General features: G+C 40.9%; 16 protein-coding genes. 13 read left to right on the forward strand and 3 right to left on the reverse strand.

Annotated features, from left to right (window positions below; translation table 11 throughout):
* From LGZ98_RS03025 to ychH, 8 genes are all read left to right on the forward strand, one after another.
* A partial coding sequence (locus LGZ98_RS03025) for an Ig-like domain-containing protein (RefSeq protein ID WP_262977692.1) occupies window positions 1–1,525 on the forward strand: 1,525 nt, incomplete at its 5' end.
* Window positions 1,526–2,277: 752 nt separating this feature from the next.
* Window positions 2,278–3,783 (forward strand): hypothetical protein, encoded by a 1,506-nt coding sequence (locus LGZ98_RS03030; RefSeq protein WP_262977693.1) that lies wholly within the window; start codon window positions 2,278–2,280, stop codon window positions 3,781–3,783.
* A gap of 426 nt (window positions 3,784–4,209) precedes the next feature.
* Window positions 4,210–5,712: a hypothetical protein gene (locus tag LGZ98_RS03035; protein ID WP_113040686.1), complete on the forward strand. Its 1,503-nt coding sequence runs from the start codon at window positions 4,210–4,212 to the stop codon at window positions 5,710–5,712.
* 404 nt (window positions 5,713–6,116) lie between these two features.
* Window positions 6,117–7,619 (forward strand): hypothetical protein, encoded by a 1,503-nt coding sequence (locus LGZ98_RS03040; RefSeq protein ID WP_228900278.1) that lies wholly within the window; start codon window positions 6,117–6,119, stop codon window positions 7,617–7,619.
* Window positions 7,620–7,762: 143 nt separating this feature from the next.
* Window positions 7,763–8,449, forward strand: coding sequence for a hypothetical protein (locus LGZ98_RS03045; protein ID WP_113040684.1), 687 nt, complete (start codon window positions 7,763–7,765; stop codon window positions 8,447–8,449).
* Window positions 8,446–9,771, forward strand: coding sequence for a hypothetical protein (locus tag LGZ98_RS03050; RefSeq protein WP_113040683.1), 1,326 nt, complete (start codon window positions 8,446–8,448; stop codon window positions 9,769–9,771). Before LGZ98_RS03045 ends, LGZ98_RS03050 begins: the two co-directional genes overlap by 4 nt.
* Before the next feature lie 78 nt (window positions 9,772–9,849).
* Window positions 9,850–10,818 (forward strand): Ig-like domain-containing protein, encoded by a 969-nt coding sequence (locus LGZ98_RS03055; protein ID WP_113040682.1) that lies wholly within the window; start codon window positions 9,850–9,852, stop codon window positions 10,816–10,818.
* Between the two features lie 463 nt (window positions 10,819–11,281).
* Entirely contained in the window at window positions 11,282–11,557 is a 276-nt protein-coding gene (ychH, locus tag LGZ98_RS03060; RefSeq protein WP_011146320.1) for a stress-induced protein YchH, read from the forward strand.
* Window positions 11,558–11,662: 105 nt separating this feature from the next.
* Here the strand turns inward: ychH and prs are convergent, their stop codons facing one another.
* The 3 genes from prs to lolB form a co-directional block, all read right to left on the reverse strand.
* On the reverse strand, window positions 11,663–12,610 hold the full coding sequence (gene prs / locus LGZ98_RS03065) for a ribose-phosphate diphosphokinase (protein WP_146747441.1): 948 nt from the start codon (window positions 12,608–12,610) through the stop codon (window positions 11,663–11,665).
* Window positions 12,611–12,673: 63 nt separating this feature from the next.
* A complete protein-coding gene (ispE, locus tag LGZ98_RS03070) occupies window positions 12,674–13,549 on the reverse strand; it encodes a 4-(cytidine 5'-diphospho)-2-C-methyl-D-erythritol kinase (RefSeq protein ID WP_113040681.1) in 876 nt (291 codons plus the stop codon).
* Window positions 13,549–14,172: a lipoprotein insertase outer membrane protein LolB gene (lolB, locus tag LGZ98_RS03075; protein ID WP_113040680.1), complete on the reverse strand. Its 624-nt coding sequence runs from the start codon at window positions 14,170–14,172 to the stop codon at window positions 13,549–13,551. Before lolB ends, ispE begins: the two co-directional genes overlap by 1 nt.
* Window positions 14,173–14,549: 377 nt before the next feature.
* On the opposite strand from lolB, the gene hemA reads away from it, so the two are divergent.
* The 5 genes from hemA (at window position 14,550) to kdsA (ending at window position 19,504) form a co-directional block, all read left to right on the forward strand.
* Window positions 14,550–15,812 carry a glutamyl-tRNA reductase gene (gene hemA / locus LGZ98_RS03080; RefSeq protein ID WP_262977694.1) on the forward strand — a complete coding sequence of 421 codons (1,263 nt, stop codon included), beginning with the start codon at window positions 14,550–14,552 and terminating at the stop codon, window positions 15,810–15,812.
* A gap of 31 nt (window positions 15,813–15,843) precedes the next feature.
* Window positions 15,844–16,926 carry a peptide chain release factor 1 gene (gene prfA / locus LGZ98_RS03085; RefSeq protein WP_262977695.1) on the forward strand — a complete coding sequence of 361 codons (1,083 nt, stop codon included), beginning with the start codon at window positions 15,844–15,846 and terminating at the stop codon, window positions 16,924–16,926.
* Complete coding sequence (prmC, locus tag LGZ98_RS03090; protein WP_113040678.1) at window positions 16,926–17,774, forward strand: peptide chain release factor N(5)-glutamine methyltransferase; 849 nt, start codon at window positions 16,926–16,928, stop codon at window positions 17,772–17,774. Before prfA ends, prmC begins: the two co-directional genes overlap by 1 nt.
* Entirely contained in the window at window positions 17,758–18,567 is an 810-nt protein-coding gene (sirB1, locus tag LGZ98_RS03095; RefSeq protein WP_228900260.1) for an invasion regulator SirB1, read from the forward strand. Before prmC ends, sirB1 begins: the two co-directional genes overlap by 17 nt.
* An 82-nt stretch (window positions 18,568–18,649) precedes the next feature.
* Window positions 18,650–19,504, forward strand: a complete 855-nt coding sequence (gene kdsA, locus LGZ98_RS03100) for a 3-deoxy-8-phosphooctulonate synthase (RefSeq protein ID WP_228900258.1) — start codon at window positions 18,650–18,652, stop codon at window positions 19,502–19,504.
* The last annotated feature ends 91 nt before the right edge of the window (window positions 19,505–19,595 follow it).

Raw genomic sequence — 19,595 nt, forward strand, 5'->3', positions numbered from 1 at the left:
GGATAAATCAATCGATATTGACTGGCAGACAGATCCAAAGGCTGACGGGTTAAAACTGACGAAGCAGAACAACTCAGTGAGTAACGCGCAGGGACAGGTGACCGCGACCTTAACCAGCACGGCGAAGGTATCTGATGTGCAGGTATCGGCGAAGGCGGCGGCGAACCCGTCGTGGGTTAAGGCCGATAGCCCGGTGAGCTTTGAGGAGCTGAGCACTAGCTATCATGTTACCCATGTAACGGTGGACAAAGAGGGTCCACTCTACAACGGAGGCACTGATACTTACACCTTCACGGCGACAGTGGAAGATGCATATGGCAAGCCGGTGGTGGATAAACCGATTGATATCGACTGGCAGACAGAGCCAACGGTTGACGGGTTAACCCTGACGAAACAGAACAACTCGGTGAGTAACGCGCAGGGACAGGTGACCGCGACGTTAAGCAGCACAGTGGTAGCGATTGATGTACAAGTATCGGCAAAAACGGCTACTCAGCAGACGCCAATGAATGCGGATAAAAAAGTCAGTTTTATCAGCCCTAATGAGCTTGCTTCTCTTACTGTTAGCCCAGATCACGTAACAGAAGGAGAAGGCGAGGGGCATATTTATACCTTCACTGCCACAGTAAAAGATTTTTCCGGGCAGGCGAAAAGCGGTATTACGGTGGCCTGGAGTGCAGTAAATAGTAAGGGAGTCACCATTACTGATAAAAACTTGGTAACTCAGGTAGTGGGTGATGGTAAAACAGATGCTGATGGGAAAGCGCAATATCGGGTATATAGCAAAAGCGGCGGGTTTGTTGCTGTTATGGTAACAGCCAAAGTGAATGATTCATCTGTTGGCTCTAAGAATAAAACGGTGGAAATTAAGGCTAATGAGCAGGATGTTACTGGCTTCTTTATATTGGATTATCATTATGAACGTGAAGCGAAACAAGATTTAGGGCCTTCGGTTCCAAAAGAAAGAATGAATTTTGCTTGGCCAAAAATGACATTTAAACCTGAGTATTTGCCCGGAAAATCAGATATAGCTGGTTATACTGGAGTATATGACTCAAGTAATAGGAACGTAATTGATGTGGATGGAGAGCATTTTCAAGTTAAAAAAGTAGGAATGGTTACATTAACTGCGACGTTTACACACCAAAAATCTGGCCGGTATTTAAAATATGTTATTCCCGATGTGAAAATTGACCACTTTGTAATTATTGATTCTGATCCGATAGGGCCGGGGATTGGTTATCCTGACCTGAATAGTCATATTGACAAGAGCCAACCTTTACCTCGTTGTACAAGAGGAAATAGGATAAAAGAGAGTGATCTTGGTGGTTCAATTGATTATCTGGTTAATAATTTGGGTTTAAATCTTATTCAAAAGGGTTTATTAGATGATCCAACTGACGGGTTAGGTGCTAACGGAATAAGAATGGGGGGACTACAGATAAATAATAAGAGTATTAAGGCTCATATGTTGAATAGGAGCGATAAATCGCTACTGGCTTATGTGGTTTTATGTGAGGAGTAGGGAGGAAATAATAGACAGGTAGTAAACATCATTGTAGCAGGAAGTTATTTTGATAGAAGATTAGGCGTTTGTTACTTATTGGTGTTTAATTTTAATATGAGGTTTAATCTGTCAATACTTACAGCAAATATCGTTTCATGAATAACGGTTTTAGAAGAATGCTCAGTTGTCATTACTGCTACTTATAGTGAAAATGTAGCTATGCTATCTTCTCGTTATTTTAACCGATTCAGTCCCTAATGAGCGATCACAGAGGTTTCTCGCACATTAGCTGTAGCTGGAGTTTTTACTCACCAAGGTCATTTAGAACTTGGACAGAGAGGGAAAATCAATTATTTAATTGTTCATTGAAATCAATGTAGATGATATTATTAGTGTAAGTGTTTACGTTAATCGTACTATGGGAGAGGAGTTAGATTAAGTAGTTATTACTATTGATCCTTATACATTTATCAGGGAAGATGTGGAGGTTAGAGTAAGTGTTATTAGCTTAGTCAGGCGTTTTTTTCATATGCTGATGGTTTCTGACTTAGTTTTTTGAATATGCGGAGGAAACACTGTATCCCATTTTATGATACCTTTTGGATAAAGAATACATTGCTATTACAGTAATGACCAGAGTAAATAGTTTATTTATATGACAAACAGGAAGGAGGTAATAGAGAGTAAGCATCGTTGTATAAACGCATTATTTTGATAGAAAATTAAGTGTTTGTTACTGATTGGTGTTTAACTTTAATATGAGGTTTAATATGTCGATACTTAAATCAGATATCGTTTCAGGAGTAACGGTTTTAGAGGAGTGCCCAGTTGTTATCACGGTGACTTATTCAGGTGATGATACTCACAAAGTAACGGATTCGACTGACATAGTGTATGATAACCCGGAAAATACCAGTTTTGATAAGATCCCTCGTATTTCAAGAGATGTCGAGAAAAATACTTGCACTGCGAAATTTGTTGTTACTGCTAATTCTGGCGCTGGTGATTTCACCATAACATTCTCAATAGATAAAGCTACGGACCCCGATGCTAAATTAGAGATAGAATTTTATTCTATTGATAAAAATGGTTTTTCACATGCAGCGTTTGAACCTATCATTATTGGCGATTCGTTGATAAAAGACTTATCTCCGGCAGCGGATAATGAGAAACCTTCACCATTCAATGGTAGCCTCCTTATTAATCTATATGCGCTAAATAAAACAAATGATCCGTTACCCTATTTTCAAATTCCCCTGGTAACGGATAAGTTAGTACGTATTTTTGGGTATGATGGAAAGAAACTTACGAAAGAAATATTTCCTTTTATTCAAGAACTAGATAACAATAAATACTATATTAATACAGATAATAAAGGTTTTGTTGCCTTAAAGATTTTTCCCAGTCAGGAAGAGGAGGGGAACTATGCAGTTAATATGTTCACCGAATTGCAGGGTTTTTCAAGAAAATCTTCATCAAATATTCTGTTTATTACAGAAGACATTGCTCCAACGCTGGTGGCGCCAGATATAGAAGAACTGGACGGTGATAGATTAACGCCATCAATAGGAAATAGTAGCACAGGTTTTCATGTGAGTATCCCGTTCTATGAAGGTGTTAGACCGAAAGATAGAGTTTTCTTAATGATCAGAGAAGGTAATGATGAAACGCTAAGTGCGTTTGCTGTAATTACTGATCTGAATCAGTTGGATATACCATTTATTTTAGTTCCATATGCTAGTGTTCCAAATATTGGCAATAATGAGTTATACTATTATGTAGCTGATGTAATGGGAAACATAACTATGTCATCCTCCCTCTATTTTAATTTAACGAGGTCAGTACCAAATGTACCACCAGAGATTAAGCGTATATTAGCGAGACCTATAATTTTTAATCATAGAACGCAGTTGGAATTTGTGTGGCCAGCTAAGATCAATCTTGATGGTATTTTAGGAGGGGGATTGGACGCTCATATTGCTGTGGGTAAAAACAGTGGAATAGAGGTAAATAATGTCATTAATGTACGTATTTACGTTAATGGTATTGTAAATGAGAATCCATCTTCGAAAATTTATTCTGTTGAACCTCATACGGTAACTACCGACGAAGTGGCGGCAGGAGAAGCTATTATTCCGCTTGGTCAAGGGCCTTTTACTAATGTAGACTCATATCGTGATGGTACGCTAGGTTCAGTTTATATCACTTACAGTGTAGGCCAAAAGGAATCTAAGATTTGGTTTGGATACCTTGATACTGTTCCACCTGGACAGTAAATTTAACTGATTGGGATTTTATTTATTTTCCATTTTTCCGAGCATATTTCTTATTTGTGAACTGGCGATTTCTTTATTACATACTATAATGTTTTATTAATCGTTGTTATTTTATTTTCAACCAAGGAATCATGGAGCTAATGGTGACAGTATGAATAATGGTCAATATGGCGAAAAATGATTTAACAATTGCCGTAATTTTAACCCCAGATATATTGTAACTATATAGGGTATATTTTGGTATAAAGCTTATGTTTCGAGTAGATATTTATTGTTATTACATTAACGGCTAAAGTAAATAATTTATTTATGTGACAAACAGGAAGGAGGTAATAGAGAGTAGGCATCGTTGTATAAACGCATTATTTTGATAGAAAATTAAGTGTTTGTTACTGATTGGTGTTTAACTTTAATATGAGGCTTAATATGTCGACACTTACAGCAGATATCGTTTCAGGAATAACGGTTTTAGAAGAGTGCCCGGTTGTCATGACTGTGACTTATTTGGGTGATGATACTCATAAAGTAACAGAAACAACCGGCATAGTTTACAGTGATCTACAAGATGCCAGTTTTGATGAGACCCCCCGTATTTCAAGGGATGTCGAGAAAAATACCTGCACTGCAAAGTTTGTTGTTACTGCTCATTCCAGTACCAGTGATTTTACTGTAACATTTTCGATGGATAAGGATACAGATCCCGATGCTAAATTAGAGATTACGTTTCATCCTATTGGTGAAAATGATTTTTCGTATTCAGCATTTGAACCTATCATTATTGGCAATTCGTTGATAAAAGATTTATCTCCGGCAGCAGATGATGCGCAACCTTCTGAATTTAATGGCAACTTCCTTGTTAATATATATGCGCTGGGTAAAAATAAAGAAGCGTTACCCTATTTTCAAATTCCTCTGGTAACGGATAAACCAGTGCGTATTTTTGGGATTAAGCAAGGAAAAATGACGGAAGAAATATTGCCTTTTATTAGCGGGAAAGATAATTATCAATATTATATTAATACGAATAGTGATGGTTTTGTTGCCTTAAAAGTTTTCCCTAAGAAATCTAAAGGGAACTATTCAGTGAGTATGCTCACAAAACTGCCATATTTTTTAAGAAACGCTTCATCAGGTATTTTGATGATTACACGGAATATTTACCCAACTCTTCCAGCTCTGGGAATTGAGGAGTTGGTTGGAGATAAATTAACACCACCGATAGGAAATAGGAATACAGGTTTTCATGTGATTATCCCATCTTATGAGGGTGCTAAACCACTTGATCAGATTTTCTTAATAATTGAAGAAGATGATAGACAAGTAGAAAGCCAGTCTGCTGTAATCACTGAGCCGTATCAGTTGGATATGCCATTTATTTTAGTTCCGTATGCCGGTGTTCCAAATATTGGCGATAATAGGTTATCTTATTATGTGGTTGATGCAACTGGAAACATCACTGTGTCACCAGCCCTCTATTTTAATTTAACGCGGTCAGTACCGAATGTACCACCAGAGATTGAGCGTACATTAGCGGCACCCAGAATTTTCACTCATAAAGATCGGGAAGAACTTGGACAAAAAGGCAGTATCAATCTTGCAAGTATTTTAGGTGGTGGGTTGGATGCTCATATTGTGATGGATAAAAAAAATGGAATAGATGTAGATAGTGTTATCAAGGTGAATGTTTACGTTAATGGTATTGTAGATAAGAATCCGTCTTCGCAACTTTATTCTCTTAAGCTTCATACGGTAACTGCCGACGAAGCAGCGGCTGGAGAAACTATTATTCCGCTTGGTCAGGTGCCTTTTACTGGTGTGGACTCGTATAGTGACGGGGGGCCAGGTTCAGTTTATATCACTTACAGCGTAGGCCAAAAGGAATCTAAGATTTGGTATGGACGTATTGATACTGTTCCACCTGGGCAGTAAATTTAGCTGATTGAGTTTTTTGTTTGCTGGAAAATGCGTGAGCATTTTCCATTTCTCGGGTCATTTTACTTATTATGTGAATCTACCTGTTATTTTTAATCAATGAGTTGTGGAATTAACGGTGACAGTATGAGGAATGGCAAACACGGCGGAAAGTGATTTAACAATTATCCTAATCTTGATCCTAAAATATGGTGGCTATATATGGTTATCTGGATATAAAGCTTATGTTCTGAGTAATGGATTTATTGTTATTACATTAACGGCTAAAGTAAATAATTTATTTATGTGAAAAGTAGAAAGGAGGCAATAGGTAGTAAGCATCATTGTAGAAGCGCATTATTTTGGTAAGAAAATTAGACGTTTGTTACTTATTGGTGTTTAACTTTAATATGAGGTTTAATATGTCGACACTTACAGCAGATATCGTTTCAGGGATAACGGTTTTAGAAGAGTGCCCGGTTGTCATTACTGTGACTTATTCAGGTGATGAGACTCATAAAGTAACGGAAACGACTGATATAGTGTATAATTACTTAAAAAATATCAGTTTTGATGAGATTCCTCGTATTTCAAGAGATGTTGAGAAAAATATCTGTACTGCGAAATTTGTTGTGACTGCTCATTCTAGTGCCAGTGATTTCACCATAATGTTTTCAATGGATAAGGTTACGGACCCCGATGCTAAATTGGAGATTGAGTTCCATCCTATTGATAAAAATGGTTTTTCATATGCCGCGTTTGAACCGATAATTATTGGTGATTCGTGGATAAAAGACCTCTCTCCGGCAGAAGATGATGAACAACCTTCTAAATTTTTCAATGGCAGCCTCCTTGTTAATATATATGCTCAGAGTAAAACAAGTGATCCGTTACCCTATTTTCAGATTCCTCTGGTAACGGATAAGCCAGTACGTATTTTTGAGGATGGTAGAGATCAACTTACGACAGAAATATTGCCTTTTATTAGTGAAAATGGTAATTATCAATATTATATTAATACCAGTAGTAGAGGTTCTGTTGCTTTAAGAGTTTTCCCTAAAAAATTTAAGGGTAACTATTCAGTACGTATGTTCACAAAACTGCCATATTTGTTAAGAAATGCTTCATCAAATATTCTATTTATTACAGAAGATATTGTTCCAAATCTTCCTGCACCAAATATTGAAGAATTGATTGGTGATGAATTAACACCACAGATAGGAAATAGCAGTACAGGTTTTCATGTGATTATCCCATCTTATACAGGTGCTAATCTACAAGATCAAATTTTCTTAGTGATTAGAGAAGATAGTGAAGAAACTCAAAGTCAATCTGCTGTGATTTCTAATATGAATCAGTTTGATATGCCATTTATTTTAGTTCCGTATTCTAATATTCCAAATATTGGTGATAATGAATTGTATTATTATGCTGTTGATGCCATTGGAAACGTTACTATGTCAACAGCCCTCTATTTTTATTTAACGAAGTCAGTACCGAATCAACCACCAGAGATTAGGCGTACATTAGCGGCAGCTAGAATTTTTACTCATAAAGATCAGAGCGAACTTAAACAGCGAGGTAAGATCAATCTTGTAAAAATTTTAGGGGGAGGGCTGGATGCGCGTATTGCTGTGGGTAAAAAAAATGGAATAGATGTGGATAGTATTATCAATGTACGTATTTACGTTAATGGTATTGTCAATCATAGTCCATCTTCAAAAATTTATTCTCTTGAACCTCATACGGTAACTGCCGAAGAAGTGGCGGCAGGAGAAGCTATTATTCTGCTTGGTCAGGCACCTTTTACCGGTGTGGACTCGTATGATGATGGACCAGGATTAGTTTATATCACTTATAGTGTAAATATAAAGAACTCCAAGATTTGGTTTGGACGCATTGATACGGTTCCACCTGGGCAATAAATTTAACTGATTGAGTTTTTACTTGTTTATGGAAAATGCGTAAGCGTTTTCCATTTCCCCGGACATGTTTCTTATTTGTAAACTAGCGATTTTTTATTGTGGGTTATTTTCAACCAATGAATCATGGAGTTAATGGTGACAATATGAATAACGGCATATCAAGTGTGATTATCACAGAAAACGCGGCGATGAGTGATTTAACCGATTACCCTAATCTTAACCCTCAAAATATTGTGACTCTATATGGTTTGCCTGGGCATAAATTCTATGCTACGACATCTATCGGCGCTTTCATTGTAGACGATAACATTAATCTAGATCAGATCATATTGACGCTAGATGAGACTGGAAAAGGACATTTTTATGTTCGTTCTCCGTTTGAACATAAAAATATTAAAAATAGCGAAGAATTTTCGGCTTTTGTGGTGATTGCCCCGCAAGAGGATATCAATAAAGTAATGTCTTTTCCGCTTACTTTTGGTAATTATCGTCAGTCTGATGAAGCTATAGTATTTACCGCTTATAATTATACTACGGGCGCTCCGGCAGATGGGAATACGCCTTGCTCGATATATCTTTTTATTGATCGTGAAAATAATGATGATATTAATCAAATCCGTATAAAAGTGAATAATAATGCCCTCATCGATGGTTATAATAAAGACTGGGCAGATATTCCATTAAAGGAGGATGGTAGTGCGACAGTGAATGTGGTTAGCAACACAGTAGGTAAAGTTAATGTTTGGCTAACAGCGCCTGATTCAGATTCAGGGGATAGAGTCAATTTTGTTTTATCGTTCAGACCGATTCCAATGAGAGGTGAAATATGATTACCAATAACGACAATACACCTATTTCTTTATCGTCTCCAGAGTTGCCGCAAGCAGATCACGATGGCTTGATTGATGTTCCTGTTCAACAGAACCAAGATTTAATTATTAAAGTACCTTATCATGAGTGGCTGAAAATCGGGGATATGATCGTAGTAAATGTTGGGGGAATATTTTCTCGTCCCTATTATATTCAGAATATTAATCTTGATTTTTTTACTGTAACTATTCCGTTCTCTGAAATACCGGATGGTTGCTATAATGTGACTTATACATCAGCTGATGATTTCGAGAATGAAAACTTCTCTAAACCGACGGTTATTAAAGTTATTAATTCTCCATCGATAAAATTATTACCATCCATTTATCCAGATTCAACATCTGGCGTGATTCACTATTCATCTCTTGTACAACATAGTGGGTTAAATGTGCATATTAGTTATCAGCAGATGCAGAAAGGCGATAGTGTCATATTCCACTGGCAAGGGCATAATTTTGACTATGAGCCGATTGCGAGGGCGGCCTGGGATGCACAACCAATAACAGTCAGTGATGAGGATGTTAAGCAGGGTTATGTTTCTTTAGTGGTGCCGGCGGAAAACGTGCTTTGTTTGGGGCAAGAGGGCGTGGGAACAGGGTATTATGAGGTTGGTAATAATAGTTCTGCTCCAGGTTCAGTGATATTGTCGCTAACGGATATGTCATCTGCCATGATATCAATTAGTGAAGGTGCGCCGATGGTATCTAATGAATATCCCAGAATAAACCCGAAAAATTTAGCTGTGGTTTATGGGCCGCCAGGAAAGAGATTATCGGCCAGTGTTGAATCAGGAAGTATTGTTGAAGGGGGTGGTGCAAAATATCAATTTGCCCCCAATAGTTTCGGGCTGGCTTATTTCCATTTGCAATCTGAGGTAGCGGGTAGTTTTCGTTGTACTGTTTCGGCGGAGGATGGTTCTATAACACCGGGTGTAAGTCAGGCAGTATTTAGTGAGTGGAGAGATGGAGGAAATATTATCAGTGCTTATGCATTTACCTCTGAAGTCCCTGCTGATGGCGTGAGTGTGTGTAGTGGTTATGTGATTGTGGACCGTACTGTCTATTCCGGTAAAAGATTACTTGTTCGTACTGATGGCTCCGCGATAATTTCAGGTTATGGTGATAATGAAAGAGAGTTGCAGGTTGCGATTAGTAAAGATGGTTGTACAACTTTCCATATAACTAATACCAAAGCAGAAAAAAATAATGTGATAATAAGTTTACCCGATACTGATAAGTCGATTCAATTTTCTATTAATTTTAAACACTTTCCTTTTGTTTAGTGAGCGAGTGCAGCCAACAAAGAGGCAACTTGAAAGATGACGGATATATACATGATAGTGATAAATTAGGAGAATAAAATGAATGACGGTCAAGCACCAAAAGAGGCTAAAACATTAAATTGGCTATCAAGTGAAAAAACGGAAACTGCGGATAAACCGATAGATATCGGTGTAAGCGCAATCCAGGATGGTTATTTATTGCATGGGGTGAATATAATTTTCACGTTAGATAATCAATCTATGGTATTTAAAGAGAATAATGATCGTAAAATTATAAAAGGTACAGGAGTACTGGGTAAGGTATCAGTTGAAATAATCTCTACTGATTCAACTCCGTGTCAAGGGAATGTGTATGCTTGCTTGGAAGATGATACTCAAATAGAAGCCCCTCCTCTCCAGGTCGAGTTTACTGTTGCTCCTCAATCGGTGGCAGTGCTTAATCTTGACTTAGAAAAAAATAATGCATGGATTAATAGTCCCGATGAGAATAAGGTAGTTGCAACGGTGTATGATCGGTTGGGTAATGGAATTAAAAACCAAGAAATAACCTTCTATGCAGATAGTGGGGCAACAGTAGTTCCGTCGTCGGGGATGACAGATAAAGATGGTAAGATAACGGCGTCAATACAATCTAGTAGTGCTGGTGAAGTGATGCTAATGGCACAAGCGGGAGCTATTGAAAAAGCTATAGCTATGTGTTTCACGTATAATCCATATCAGTTAAAGATTATAAAATTTCCGGCTGTGCTGTATTCATTTTCAAGCGGTATTATAGCTGGATATTTATATAAGAATGGCGTAGGTGAACCTAATGTAACCATAGGAGTATCTATGGGATCTTATCTGTCATTGAGTGATCAAGACAAACATATGACTACCGATAAAAATGGCTATTTTAGCTTTAGAGTTTCTTCTTCTTATACTCGTGGGTATTCGCCTCATAATCATGTACATCCCATGAATGAATCTGCATCGGTGTATATAAGTTGTATTGATGGGCGGGTATATTCTCAAGCGTGGATAGAATTAACCCCAGGGCTATATTAGGCGTTGGATATTTGGGGATGCTGATTGATGGTTACTCATTGAAAAATTAGACAAATCCCCTGTTTTTAGCCGTTATCATGCAGTGTGAAAATAAGATGATTTTTATTATCCCGGTAGGAATCATTGATTAAGAATATATAACCTGGGTGGAATTTCACAACTATCATTGTTATACATCAATATTTAGTTAAAAACCTGAACTTCTCTTTAAGCGAAGTTCAGGCTATGTAATTCATTATTTCTTCATGTTATTTCTCACAATGATGAGGGAATTGTTATTAAATCTCCTTTAGTTGTGATCGTGTCCGCAATGACCTTTTATGAAATAGGGCTATACTATAAATAGGCTATAAAGTTATATAGAGTCAATTAACGTTAGCTGTTAAATTTTCGGTTCTTAGTGTTCACGGAGAGTGTGTATTAACGGAAAGTGTGTATTAACGAAGAGTGTTGGAGGTAACATATGAAACGTCAAAGTGCCTTCATAGTCGGTAATGTATTGATGGGTGTCGGTATGTTCACCATAGTGAGTAGCCTGGTTTATACATTACTGCCCCACATCTTCGGTTTTGGCTGGCCTGAGTTTTTATCTGAAGCAGCGCTATTGGGCGTTTTTATTGGTGCGCTTGTTTGGTTAGCTGGTGCCGGTGTGGGAGGCCGGGAAGGTGTGGCAGATCGTTATTGGTGGCTAAGAAACTATGATGAGCGTTATCGTCGTGGTAGTCATCGGTATCCATAACAAAAATGGAGAAGTATTATTCTTCCAGAGTAAGCAGAAAACCCGTTGAAGCTCTTGTACAACGGGTTTTTTCTTAAATAGCGATATATGAGTACAACTTATTTATTAGTGCTCAAACATCGCAGAAATTGATTCTTCATTACTGATACGCCGGATCGCTTCAGCTAACATACCGGACAAAGTGAGAGTACGAACTTTATTGAGTGCTTTGATCTCAGCAGACAATGGGATGGTGTCACAGACAACCACTTCATCAATCACCGAGTTTTTAATGTTGTCCACCGCATTGCCGGAGAAAATCGGGTGAGTAGCATAGGCAAAGACACGTTTTGCTCCGCGTTCTTTTAATGCTTCAGCCGCTTTGCATAAGGTGCCACCGGTATCGATCATGTCATCGACTAGCACGCAGTCGCGGCCAGAGACATCACCGATAATATGCATCACTTGAGAAACGTTAGCGCGTGGGCGGCGTTTATCGATGATTGCCATATCCGTATCATTCAGCAGCTTAGCAATAGCACGTGCGCGGACAACCCCGCCAATATCCGGGGAAACAACGATAGGGTTTTCTAACTCTTTCTGTAGCATATCTTCCAGCAGAATTGGACTGCCAAATACGTTATCAACCGGAACATCAAAGAAACCTTGGATCTGTTCAGCATGCAGATCAACAGTCAGTACGCGGTCTACACCGACACTGGACAGGAAGTCTGCAACAACTTTGGCGGTAATTGGCACACGGGCGGAACGGACTCGACGGTCCTGACGGGCATAACCGAAATAAGGGATTACTGCGGTAATACGTCCTGCGGAAGCACGACGCAGTGCATCAACCATAACGACTAATTCCATCAGGTTGTCGTTAGTCGGTGCACAAGTGGACTGGATGATGAAAATATCACCACCGCGCACATTTTCGTTAACTTGTACGCTGACTTCACCGTCGCTGAAACGGCCGACAGCAGCATCTCCAAGATTAGTGTACAGGCGGTTGGCAACACGTTGTGCTAGTTCCGGGATAGCGTTACCAGCAAAAAGCTTCATATCGGGCACGAGAAAGACCTCAGGCTTGCGTCCAGAGAGATATTGTTGACCAATGTTAAATAACATATTTATTCATTGGTTCAATAACACGGGTATCCCCGAGCGGAAACTGTGCAAAGGTGAATTGTTAACGCCACGCGCAACAAAACCCTGCAACCACTCAGGGGCTTGATTTAACACCTTACGGGCCGATGCTTCTGATTCAAACTCACCGAATACACATGCACCGGTTCCGGTCAGGCGTGACGGCGCGTATTCTAGCAGCCATGAAAGAAGCTGTTCAACCTTACGGAAACGTTTTCTTACAAGAGATTCACAATCATTTACGTACGGAGCCTTTAATAATGCGGCCAGAGAGCGAATTGGTGTATCACGTTTTAATTCTGGATCTGTGAAGACACGCAGAGTTGAGATTTCAATACCAGGATGCGCAACCAGATACCACTTTTCTTCCGGCTCTGCTATGTGCAGGATTTCACCAATACCTTCTGCGAATGCGGCATGTCCTTTGACAAAGATGGGCACATCAGCACCAAGACTCACGCCGAGGGCTGCCAGTGTTTCGTCTGTGAAACCGGTTTGCCAGTGATAATTCAGGGCAATGAGTACGGTAGCGGCATTGGATGAACCTCCGCCTAACCCACCGCCCATTGGCAGACGTTTGTTGATCTGAATATCAGCACCTTTATGAGCAATACCCGCATGGTGCTTGTCGCTGTAGGATTGTAAAAGACGTGCTGCGCGAACAATCAGGTTGTTATCGTGTTCCACCCCTTCTACGGGGGTCAGTAAACGGATTTCATTATCCTGACGAGGGGTAACCGTAATTTCATCACCATAATTAAGAAATTGAAATAGCGTTTGCAACTGGTGGTAACCGTCAGCTCGACGACCGGTGATATAGAGAAATAGGTTAAGTTTTGCCGGTGAGGGCCAAGTTAATGTCATTATTTTGTGGTCCAGTTATCCATTTTCAGTTTAATGCGGCGATCACCCTGAATCAGTTCCAGACGGTTGGGAAGGGCGGGGGTTGTTGAGGTATCGTAGGATTGATAGTTAACCTGCCATATCGCGCCATTTTGCTGATAATTGACGGTTTTCAATAGATAGCTAGCATCCAGTTTAAAGTTTTTGGCATCACCGGGGAGACCCGTTATCCAATGCCGCAGATTATCTAATGGAATATCCATATTGGTGAACTGATAAATTATCTCTTCGGGATTATCACTAAAATATTTTTTACCTTGGCTATCGGTTAATTGCGTCATGTTTGGCTGAACGATCAGCTCTAATTCAGTGCTGCCCAATGGGTTAGTCAGTAATAAACGGTAGCGTTCAGGATGATATTGTTGCCAGAAAAAGCGGGCATAAACTTTCTTCTCATTAGACAGATAGGCAAAAGATCCACGGGTTTGATATTGATTTAATTGCTGTAGCTGCTGGGTATGTGTTCGCCATTGGGGAGAATCCGCCGAACCTGTTCCGCCAGGTTGCGTTAATGTACAGGCGGTCAACAGTACACAAGAGAGTGGCAATAGGCGGAATAGTGATAATTTTTGTATTGGCTTCATCGGTAATCCCTGTTTAATAACGTGAAAACTTTTACATCACTTAATAATGAAGAATGAACTATTAATCCAGTTAAATTTCAAAAAAATGTTCTGAATAATGATATCAGACACTGCTGATTGTCTTTTATTGAGCTGAGGTATCAAGTAGAATGCACAGCTTATAAGAGTCCTTATTAAGGGTGATGATTTCATCAATATTATACCCTATGGATTTCAAGATGCGTCGCGACGGCAAGGGAGTGAATCCCCGGGAGCATAGCGAACTATGTGACCGGGGTGAGCGAGTGCAGCCAACAAAGAGGCAACTTGAAAGGTAACGGGTATAGAATGTTTTTTACGATGAACGATCTCTCTGCTGATAACTCAATGAAGTTGATATGACTTTATTAGCACTTGGTATTAACCATAAAACGGCTCCTGTATCCTTGCGTGAACGGGTGACTTTTTCTCCAGACACGATTGGTGAAGCGCTTGATAACCTCCTCCAGCATCCCCTGGTGAAAGGGGGGGTTGTATTGTCAACGTGTAATCGTACAGAGCTTTATCTCAGCGTAGAACAGCAAGATAATCTGTATGAGCAGTTAATTGGCTGGTTGTGTGAATATCATCAACTCAATCCCAGAGATCTAAAATCCAGTGTTTACTGGCATTGTGATAATGAAGCTGTTAGCCACTTGATGAGAGTGGCGAGTGGGCTGGACTCGTTGGTACTTGGAGAACCTCAGATTCTTGGGCAAGTGAAGAAAGCATTTGCCGAGTCGCAGCACAGCCGCTCTTTATCGAGTGAACTGGAGCGACTATTTCAGAAATCATTTTCTGTCGCCAAGCGCATCAGAACGGAAACCGAGATTGGTTCGAATGCGGTTTCTGTTGCATTTGCCGCTTGTACCCTGGCGCGGCAGATTTTTGAATCACTTTCTGAACTGAATATTTTGCTGGTCGGTGCCGGAGAAACCATTGAGCTAGCGGCTCGTCATTTGAAAGAGCATCGTGTGCACCATATGATGATTGCTAACAGGACGAAAGAGAAAGCACAGGTACTGGCTGATGAAGTTCAGGCGGAAGTGATCACCTTGCCTGAAATTGACATACGTTTAGCTGAAGCTGATATTGTTATCAGTTCGACTGCCAGCCCGTTGCCTATTATCGGTAAAGGGATGGTTGAACGTGCATTAAAGTTACGGCGTAACCAACCGATGTTGCTCATTGACATTGCGGTTCCTCGTGATATAGAGCCTGATGTGGAAAAACTCAATAACGTCTATCTCTACAGTGTTGACGATTTGCAGGCAATTATTCAGCAGAATCTTGCGCAGCGCAAAGCAGCGGCGGTGCAGGCTGAATGCATTGTTCAGCAGGAAAGCCGTTATTTTATGGACTGGTTGCGTTCGCAGGGCGCAGTGAATTCAATCCGTGAGTATCGTAATCAGGCAGAACAGGTGCGAGCTGAAATGGCTGCTAAGGCACTGACTGCTATCAATCAGGGAGCTGACGTAGAACAGGCAATCAATCAATTGACTCATCAATTGATGAACCGCCTGATACATGCTCCTACCAAATCACTCCAGCAAGCAGCCAGCAATGGTGACCTGGAGCGTCTTAATTTATTACGTGACAGCCTAGGGCTGGAACATAATTAACCATATCTCGGAATAGGGTCTGAAACCAAGAATGAAGCCTTCTATTGTTGCTAAATTGGAAGCATTGCAAGAACGTCACGAGGAAGTTTTGGCTCATCTCGGTGATGCCGATGTGATTGCTGATCAGGAACGTTTTCGTGCTTTGTCGCGGGAATATGCTCAACTGACTGATGTGACGAACTGTTTTAAGGCCTGGAGTGCGGTTCAGGATGATCTTAAAGCAGCCGAAATAATGCTTGATGACCCTGAAATGCGGGAAATGGCACAGGAAGAGATCAGGGACGCTAAGGTTCGCAATGAAGAATTAGAGCAGCAACTGCAATTGTTGCTGTTGCCGAAAGATCCTGATGATGAGCGTAACTGTTTTCTTGAAGTGCGTGCAGGAACCGGTGGTGATGAAGCGGCGATTTTCGCCGGGGATCTGTTTCGTATGTACAGCCGTTATGCTGAATCCCGTCGTTGGAAAGTTGAGGTCATCAGTGCTAACGATGGTGAGCATGGTGGCTATAAGGAAATTATTGCTAAAGTTTCCGGTGAGCAGGTTTATGGTCATTTAAAATTTGAATCGGGTGGTCATCGTGTTCAACGTGTACCGGAAACTGAATCGCAAGGGCGTATTCACACTTCTGCTTGTACCGTTGCGGTTTTGCCCGAGATCCCGGAAGCCGAGTTGCCGGAAATCAGTCCAAGTGATCTGCGTATTGATACATTCCGTTCATCGGGGGCGGGTGGACAGCATGTCAACACCACGGATTCAGCCATCCGTATCACTCATATTCCAACTGGCATTGTCGTTGAATGTCAGGATGAACGTTCACAGCATAAAAACAAAGCAAAAGCGATGTCTGTATTGGCGGCCCGTATTCGCGCTGCTGAAGTTCGTAAACGTCAGGAAGCGGAAGCTTCTGAGCGCCGTAACTTGCTGGGTTCCGGTGATCGTTCAGATCGCAATCGTACTTACAATTTCCCGCAAGGACGGGTGACGGATCACCGCATTAACCTCACTTTGTACCGCCTTGATGAAGTGATGGAAGGCAAATTGGATATGCTTGTTCAGCCGATCGTGAATGAGTATCAGGCTGATCTATTATCGGCTTTGTCAGAGCAGGATTGATGGATTATCTATCTTGGCTTAAACAAGCCACAATACAGTTATCGGCAAGTGACAGCCCTAAACGAGATGCGGAAATTTTGTTGGGGTTTGTCACTCACCATTCCCGAACGTATATATTGGCGTTCGGTGAAACGCAACTGGCGCCAGAGCAGTTCAGCCAGTTGGAGGCTTTACTCGCTCGCCGGGTGAAAGGTGAACCCATTGCCTATATCACCGGTGAGCGTGAATTCTGGTCGTTGCCATTAAATGTCTCTCCCGCTACGTTAATCCCGCGTCCTGATACAGAATGTCTGGTAGAAAAGGCGCTTGAACGGCTATCGTTGACACCTTGCCGCATTCTGGATTTGGGAACGGGAACCGGCGCAATTGCATTGGCAATCGCGAGTGAGCGCCCTGATTGCCGGGTTACCGGGGTTGATATCAATCCTGATGCGGTGATGCTGGCGCAGGGCAATGCTGAAAAACTCAAAATACAAAATGTGGATTTTTTGTTAAGCAATTGGTTTTTTTCGTTGAATAATCAACAGTTTGGTATGATTGTCAGTAATCCGCCTTACATAGATGAAACCGATCCACATCTATCTCAGGGCGATGTTCGGTTTGAGCCAGATAGTGCATTAATTGCGGCAAAACAGGGAATTGCTGATCTAAATACCATTATTGATCTATCTCGCCATTTTTTGTTACCTGGTGGGTGGTTGTTATTGGAACATGGTTGGAAACAGGGAAATGTTGTAAGAAGCCTGTTTTCTGAAAATGGTTATCGGCAGGTAGCTACTTTTCAGGATTATGGCGGTAATGAGCGAATAACACTGGGTCAGTGGAAAAGTGATGAAAGCCATAGCTGATTATGAATTTAATAATACATCGTTAAGTAGCGGTATCCTGTTAATTTCCCGAACATTGCGTTCTGATTTTCCTCAGCATTCAGTGGAAATACAGCTTCAAGCATTGATTGATGAAGCCAGACGTGAAATATCTCCGCAGCTAAATATAGAAGAACGGTTGGAAAAATTACTGAGGCTTTTTTATCAAAGCTGGAAATTCGGCGGTGCCAGTGGTGTTTATTGTCTGTCAGATACATTATGGCTAGATAAAGTACTGCAAACTCGCCAAGGTTCCTCTGCTGTTTTAGGGGTAATTCTTATCCATATTGCTCAGGCTTTAGAGCTATCGTTTATGCCGGTTGTTTTTCCAACACAGTTGATTTTGCGTGTTGATTATCCAGATAACACGGCGAGGTTTATTAATCCACTCAATGGCGAAGCATTAAGTGAATACGTGCTTGATGTGTGGCTTAAAGGTAATATTAGCCAGACAGCTAAATTAGCAGCCGATGATTTGCAAGGAACTGATAACGCCATCATTGTACGTAAAGTGCTGGATACGATAAAAGTCGCGTTAATGGAAGAAGGTCAAATGGAACTGGCACTGAAAACGAGTGAAGCTGTGCTGATGTTTGATCCCGATAACCCCTATGAAATACGTGATAGGGGGCTGATATATGCGGAACTTGATTGTAATCATATTGCGGTTTCTGATTTAAATTATTTTGTGGAGCACTGCCCGGAGGACCCGGTGGCAGAAATGATCAGAATGCAGATATACGCCATTAAGCAGCAATGCCTTGTTTTACACTGAAATATCGTTTTGCACTGAACTGAATAGTGCACTGCACTGATTTATCTCATTAATTTATTGGTCCCTAATGGAAGGTATAAGTATGCAACAGAAAGTGGTTCATATTGGTGATATCAAGGTCGCGAATGATCTGCCGTTTGTTCTCTTTGGTGGTATGAATGTCCTTGAGTCACGGGATTTGGCCATGAGTATTTGTGAGCACTACGTGACAGTGACACAAAAATTGGGCATTCCTTATGTTTTCAAAGCCTCCTTTGATAAAGCAAACCGATCATCAATTCACTCTTACCGCGGCCCCGGTCTGGAAGAGGGAATGAAGATTTTTCAGGAGCTGAAACAAACTTTCGGTGTGAAAATCATCACTGACGTGCATGAGCCGGCACAGGCACAGCTGGTGGCGGAAGTGGTTGATGTTATCCAATTGCCGGCATTTCTGGCGCGTCAGACTGATTTAGTTGAGGCGATGGCGCGTACTGGTGCGGTGATCAACGTTAAAAAACCCCAGTTTATCAGCCCGGGTCAGATGGGAAATATTGTGGATAAATTCAAAGAAGGCGGCAACGATCAGGTGATCTTATGTGACCGTGGCAGCAACTTTGGTTATGACAATTTGGTGGTGGATATGTTGGGCTTCAATGTTATGGCTCAGGCAACCGGGGGGCATCCGGTCATTTTTGATGTCACCCATTCACTGCAATGCCGTGATCCGTTAGGTGCTGCGTCCGGTGGTCGTCGTGCTCAGGTTGCTGAACTGGCGCGTGCGGGAATGGCAGTTGGTATTGCTGGCCTGTTCCTTGAAGCGCATCCTGATCCTGCGAATGCGAGGTGTGATGGCCCATCAGCATTGCCGTTGGCAAAACTTGAGCCATTTTTGAGCCAGATGAAAGCCATTGATGATGTGGTGAAAAACTTCCCTCAACTGGATACCAGTAAATAAAGTGGCTTTTTGATGTCATGACATCAAATGATGGCGAGATTTGGTGATAAATAGATTTGGCGCTGGTTTACAGCGCCATTATTTAAAAAAG

Origin of the sequence: Photorhabdus kayaii, assembly GCF_025384895.1 — a bacterium.
Taxonomy (GTDB): domain Bacteria; phylum Pseudomonadota; class Gammaproteobacteria; order Enterobacterales; family Enterobacteriaceae; genus Photorhabdus; species Photorhabdus kayaii.

Excerpts from the sequence above, each read along its gene's own strand:
- ychH (WP_011146320.1), top strand. The coding sequence starts at position 11,282 with ATGAAACGTCAAAGTGCCTTCATAGTCGGTAATGTATTGATGGGTGTC.
- prfA (WP_262977695.1), top strand. The coding sequence starts at position 15,844 with ATGAAGCCTTCTATTGTTGCTAAATTGGAAGCATTGCAAGAACGTCAC.
- LGZ98_RS03050 (WP_113040683.1), top strand. The coding sequence starts at position 8,446 with ATGATTACCAATAACGACAATACACCTATTTCTTTATCGTCTCCAGAG.
- LGZ98_RS03035 (WP_113040686.1), top strand. The coding sequence starts at position 4,210 with ATGTCGACACTTACAGCAGATATCGTTTCAGGAATAACGGTTTTAGAA.
- LGZ98_RS03055 (WP_113040682.1), top strand. The coding sequence starts at position 9,850 with ATGAATGACGGTCAAGCACCAAAAGAGGCTAAAACATTAAATTGGCTA.
- kdsA (WP_228900258.1), top strand. The coding sequence starts at position 18,650 with ATGCAACAGAAAGTGGTTCATATTGGTGATATCAAGGTCGCGAATGAT.
- hemA (WP_262977694.1), top strand. The coding sequence starts at position 14,550 with ATGACTTTATTAGCACTTGGTATTAACCATAAAACGGCTCCTGTATCC.
- lolB (WP_113040680.1), bottom strand. The coding sequence starts at position 14,172 with ATGAAGCCAATACAAAAATTATCACTATTCCGCCTATTGCCACTCTCT.
- LGZ98_RS03030 (WP_262977693.1), top strand. The coding sequence starts at position 2,278 with ATGTCGATACTTAAATCAGATATCGTTTCAGGAGTAACGGTTTTAGAG.
- prmC (WP_113040678.1), top strand. The coding sequence starts at position 16,926 with ATGGATTATCTATCTTGGCTTAAACAAGCCACAATACAGTTATCGGCA.
- LGZ98_RS03045 (WP_113040684.1), top strand. The coding sequence starts at position 7,763 with ATGAATAACGGCATATCAAGTGTGATTATCACAGAAAACGCGGCGATG.
- ispE (WP_113040681.1), bottom strand. The coding sequence starts at position 13,549 with ATGACATTAACTTGGCCCTCACCGGCAAAACTTAACCTATTTCTCTAT.
- LGZ98_RS03040 (WP_228900278.1), top strand. The coding sequence starts at position 6,117 with ATGTCGACACTTACAGCAGATATCGTTTCAGGGATAACGGTTTTAGAA.
- sirB1 (WP_228900260.1), top strand. The coding sequence starts at position 17,758 with ATGAAAGCCATAGCTGATTATGAATTTAATAATACATCGTTAAGTAGC.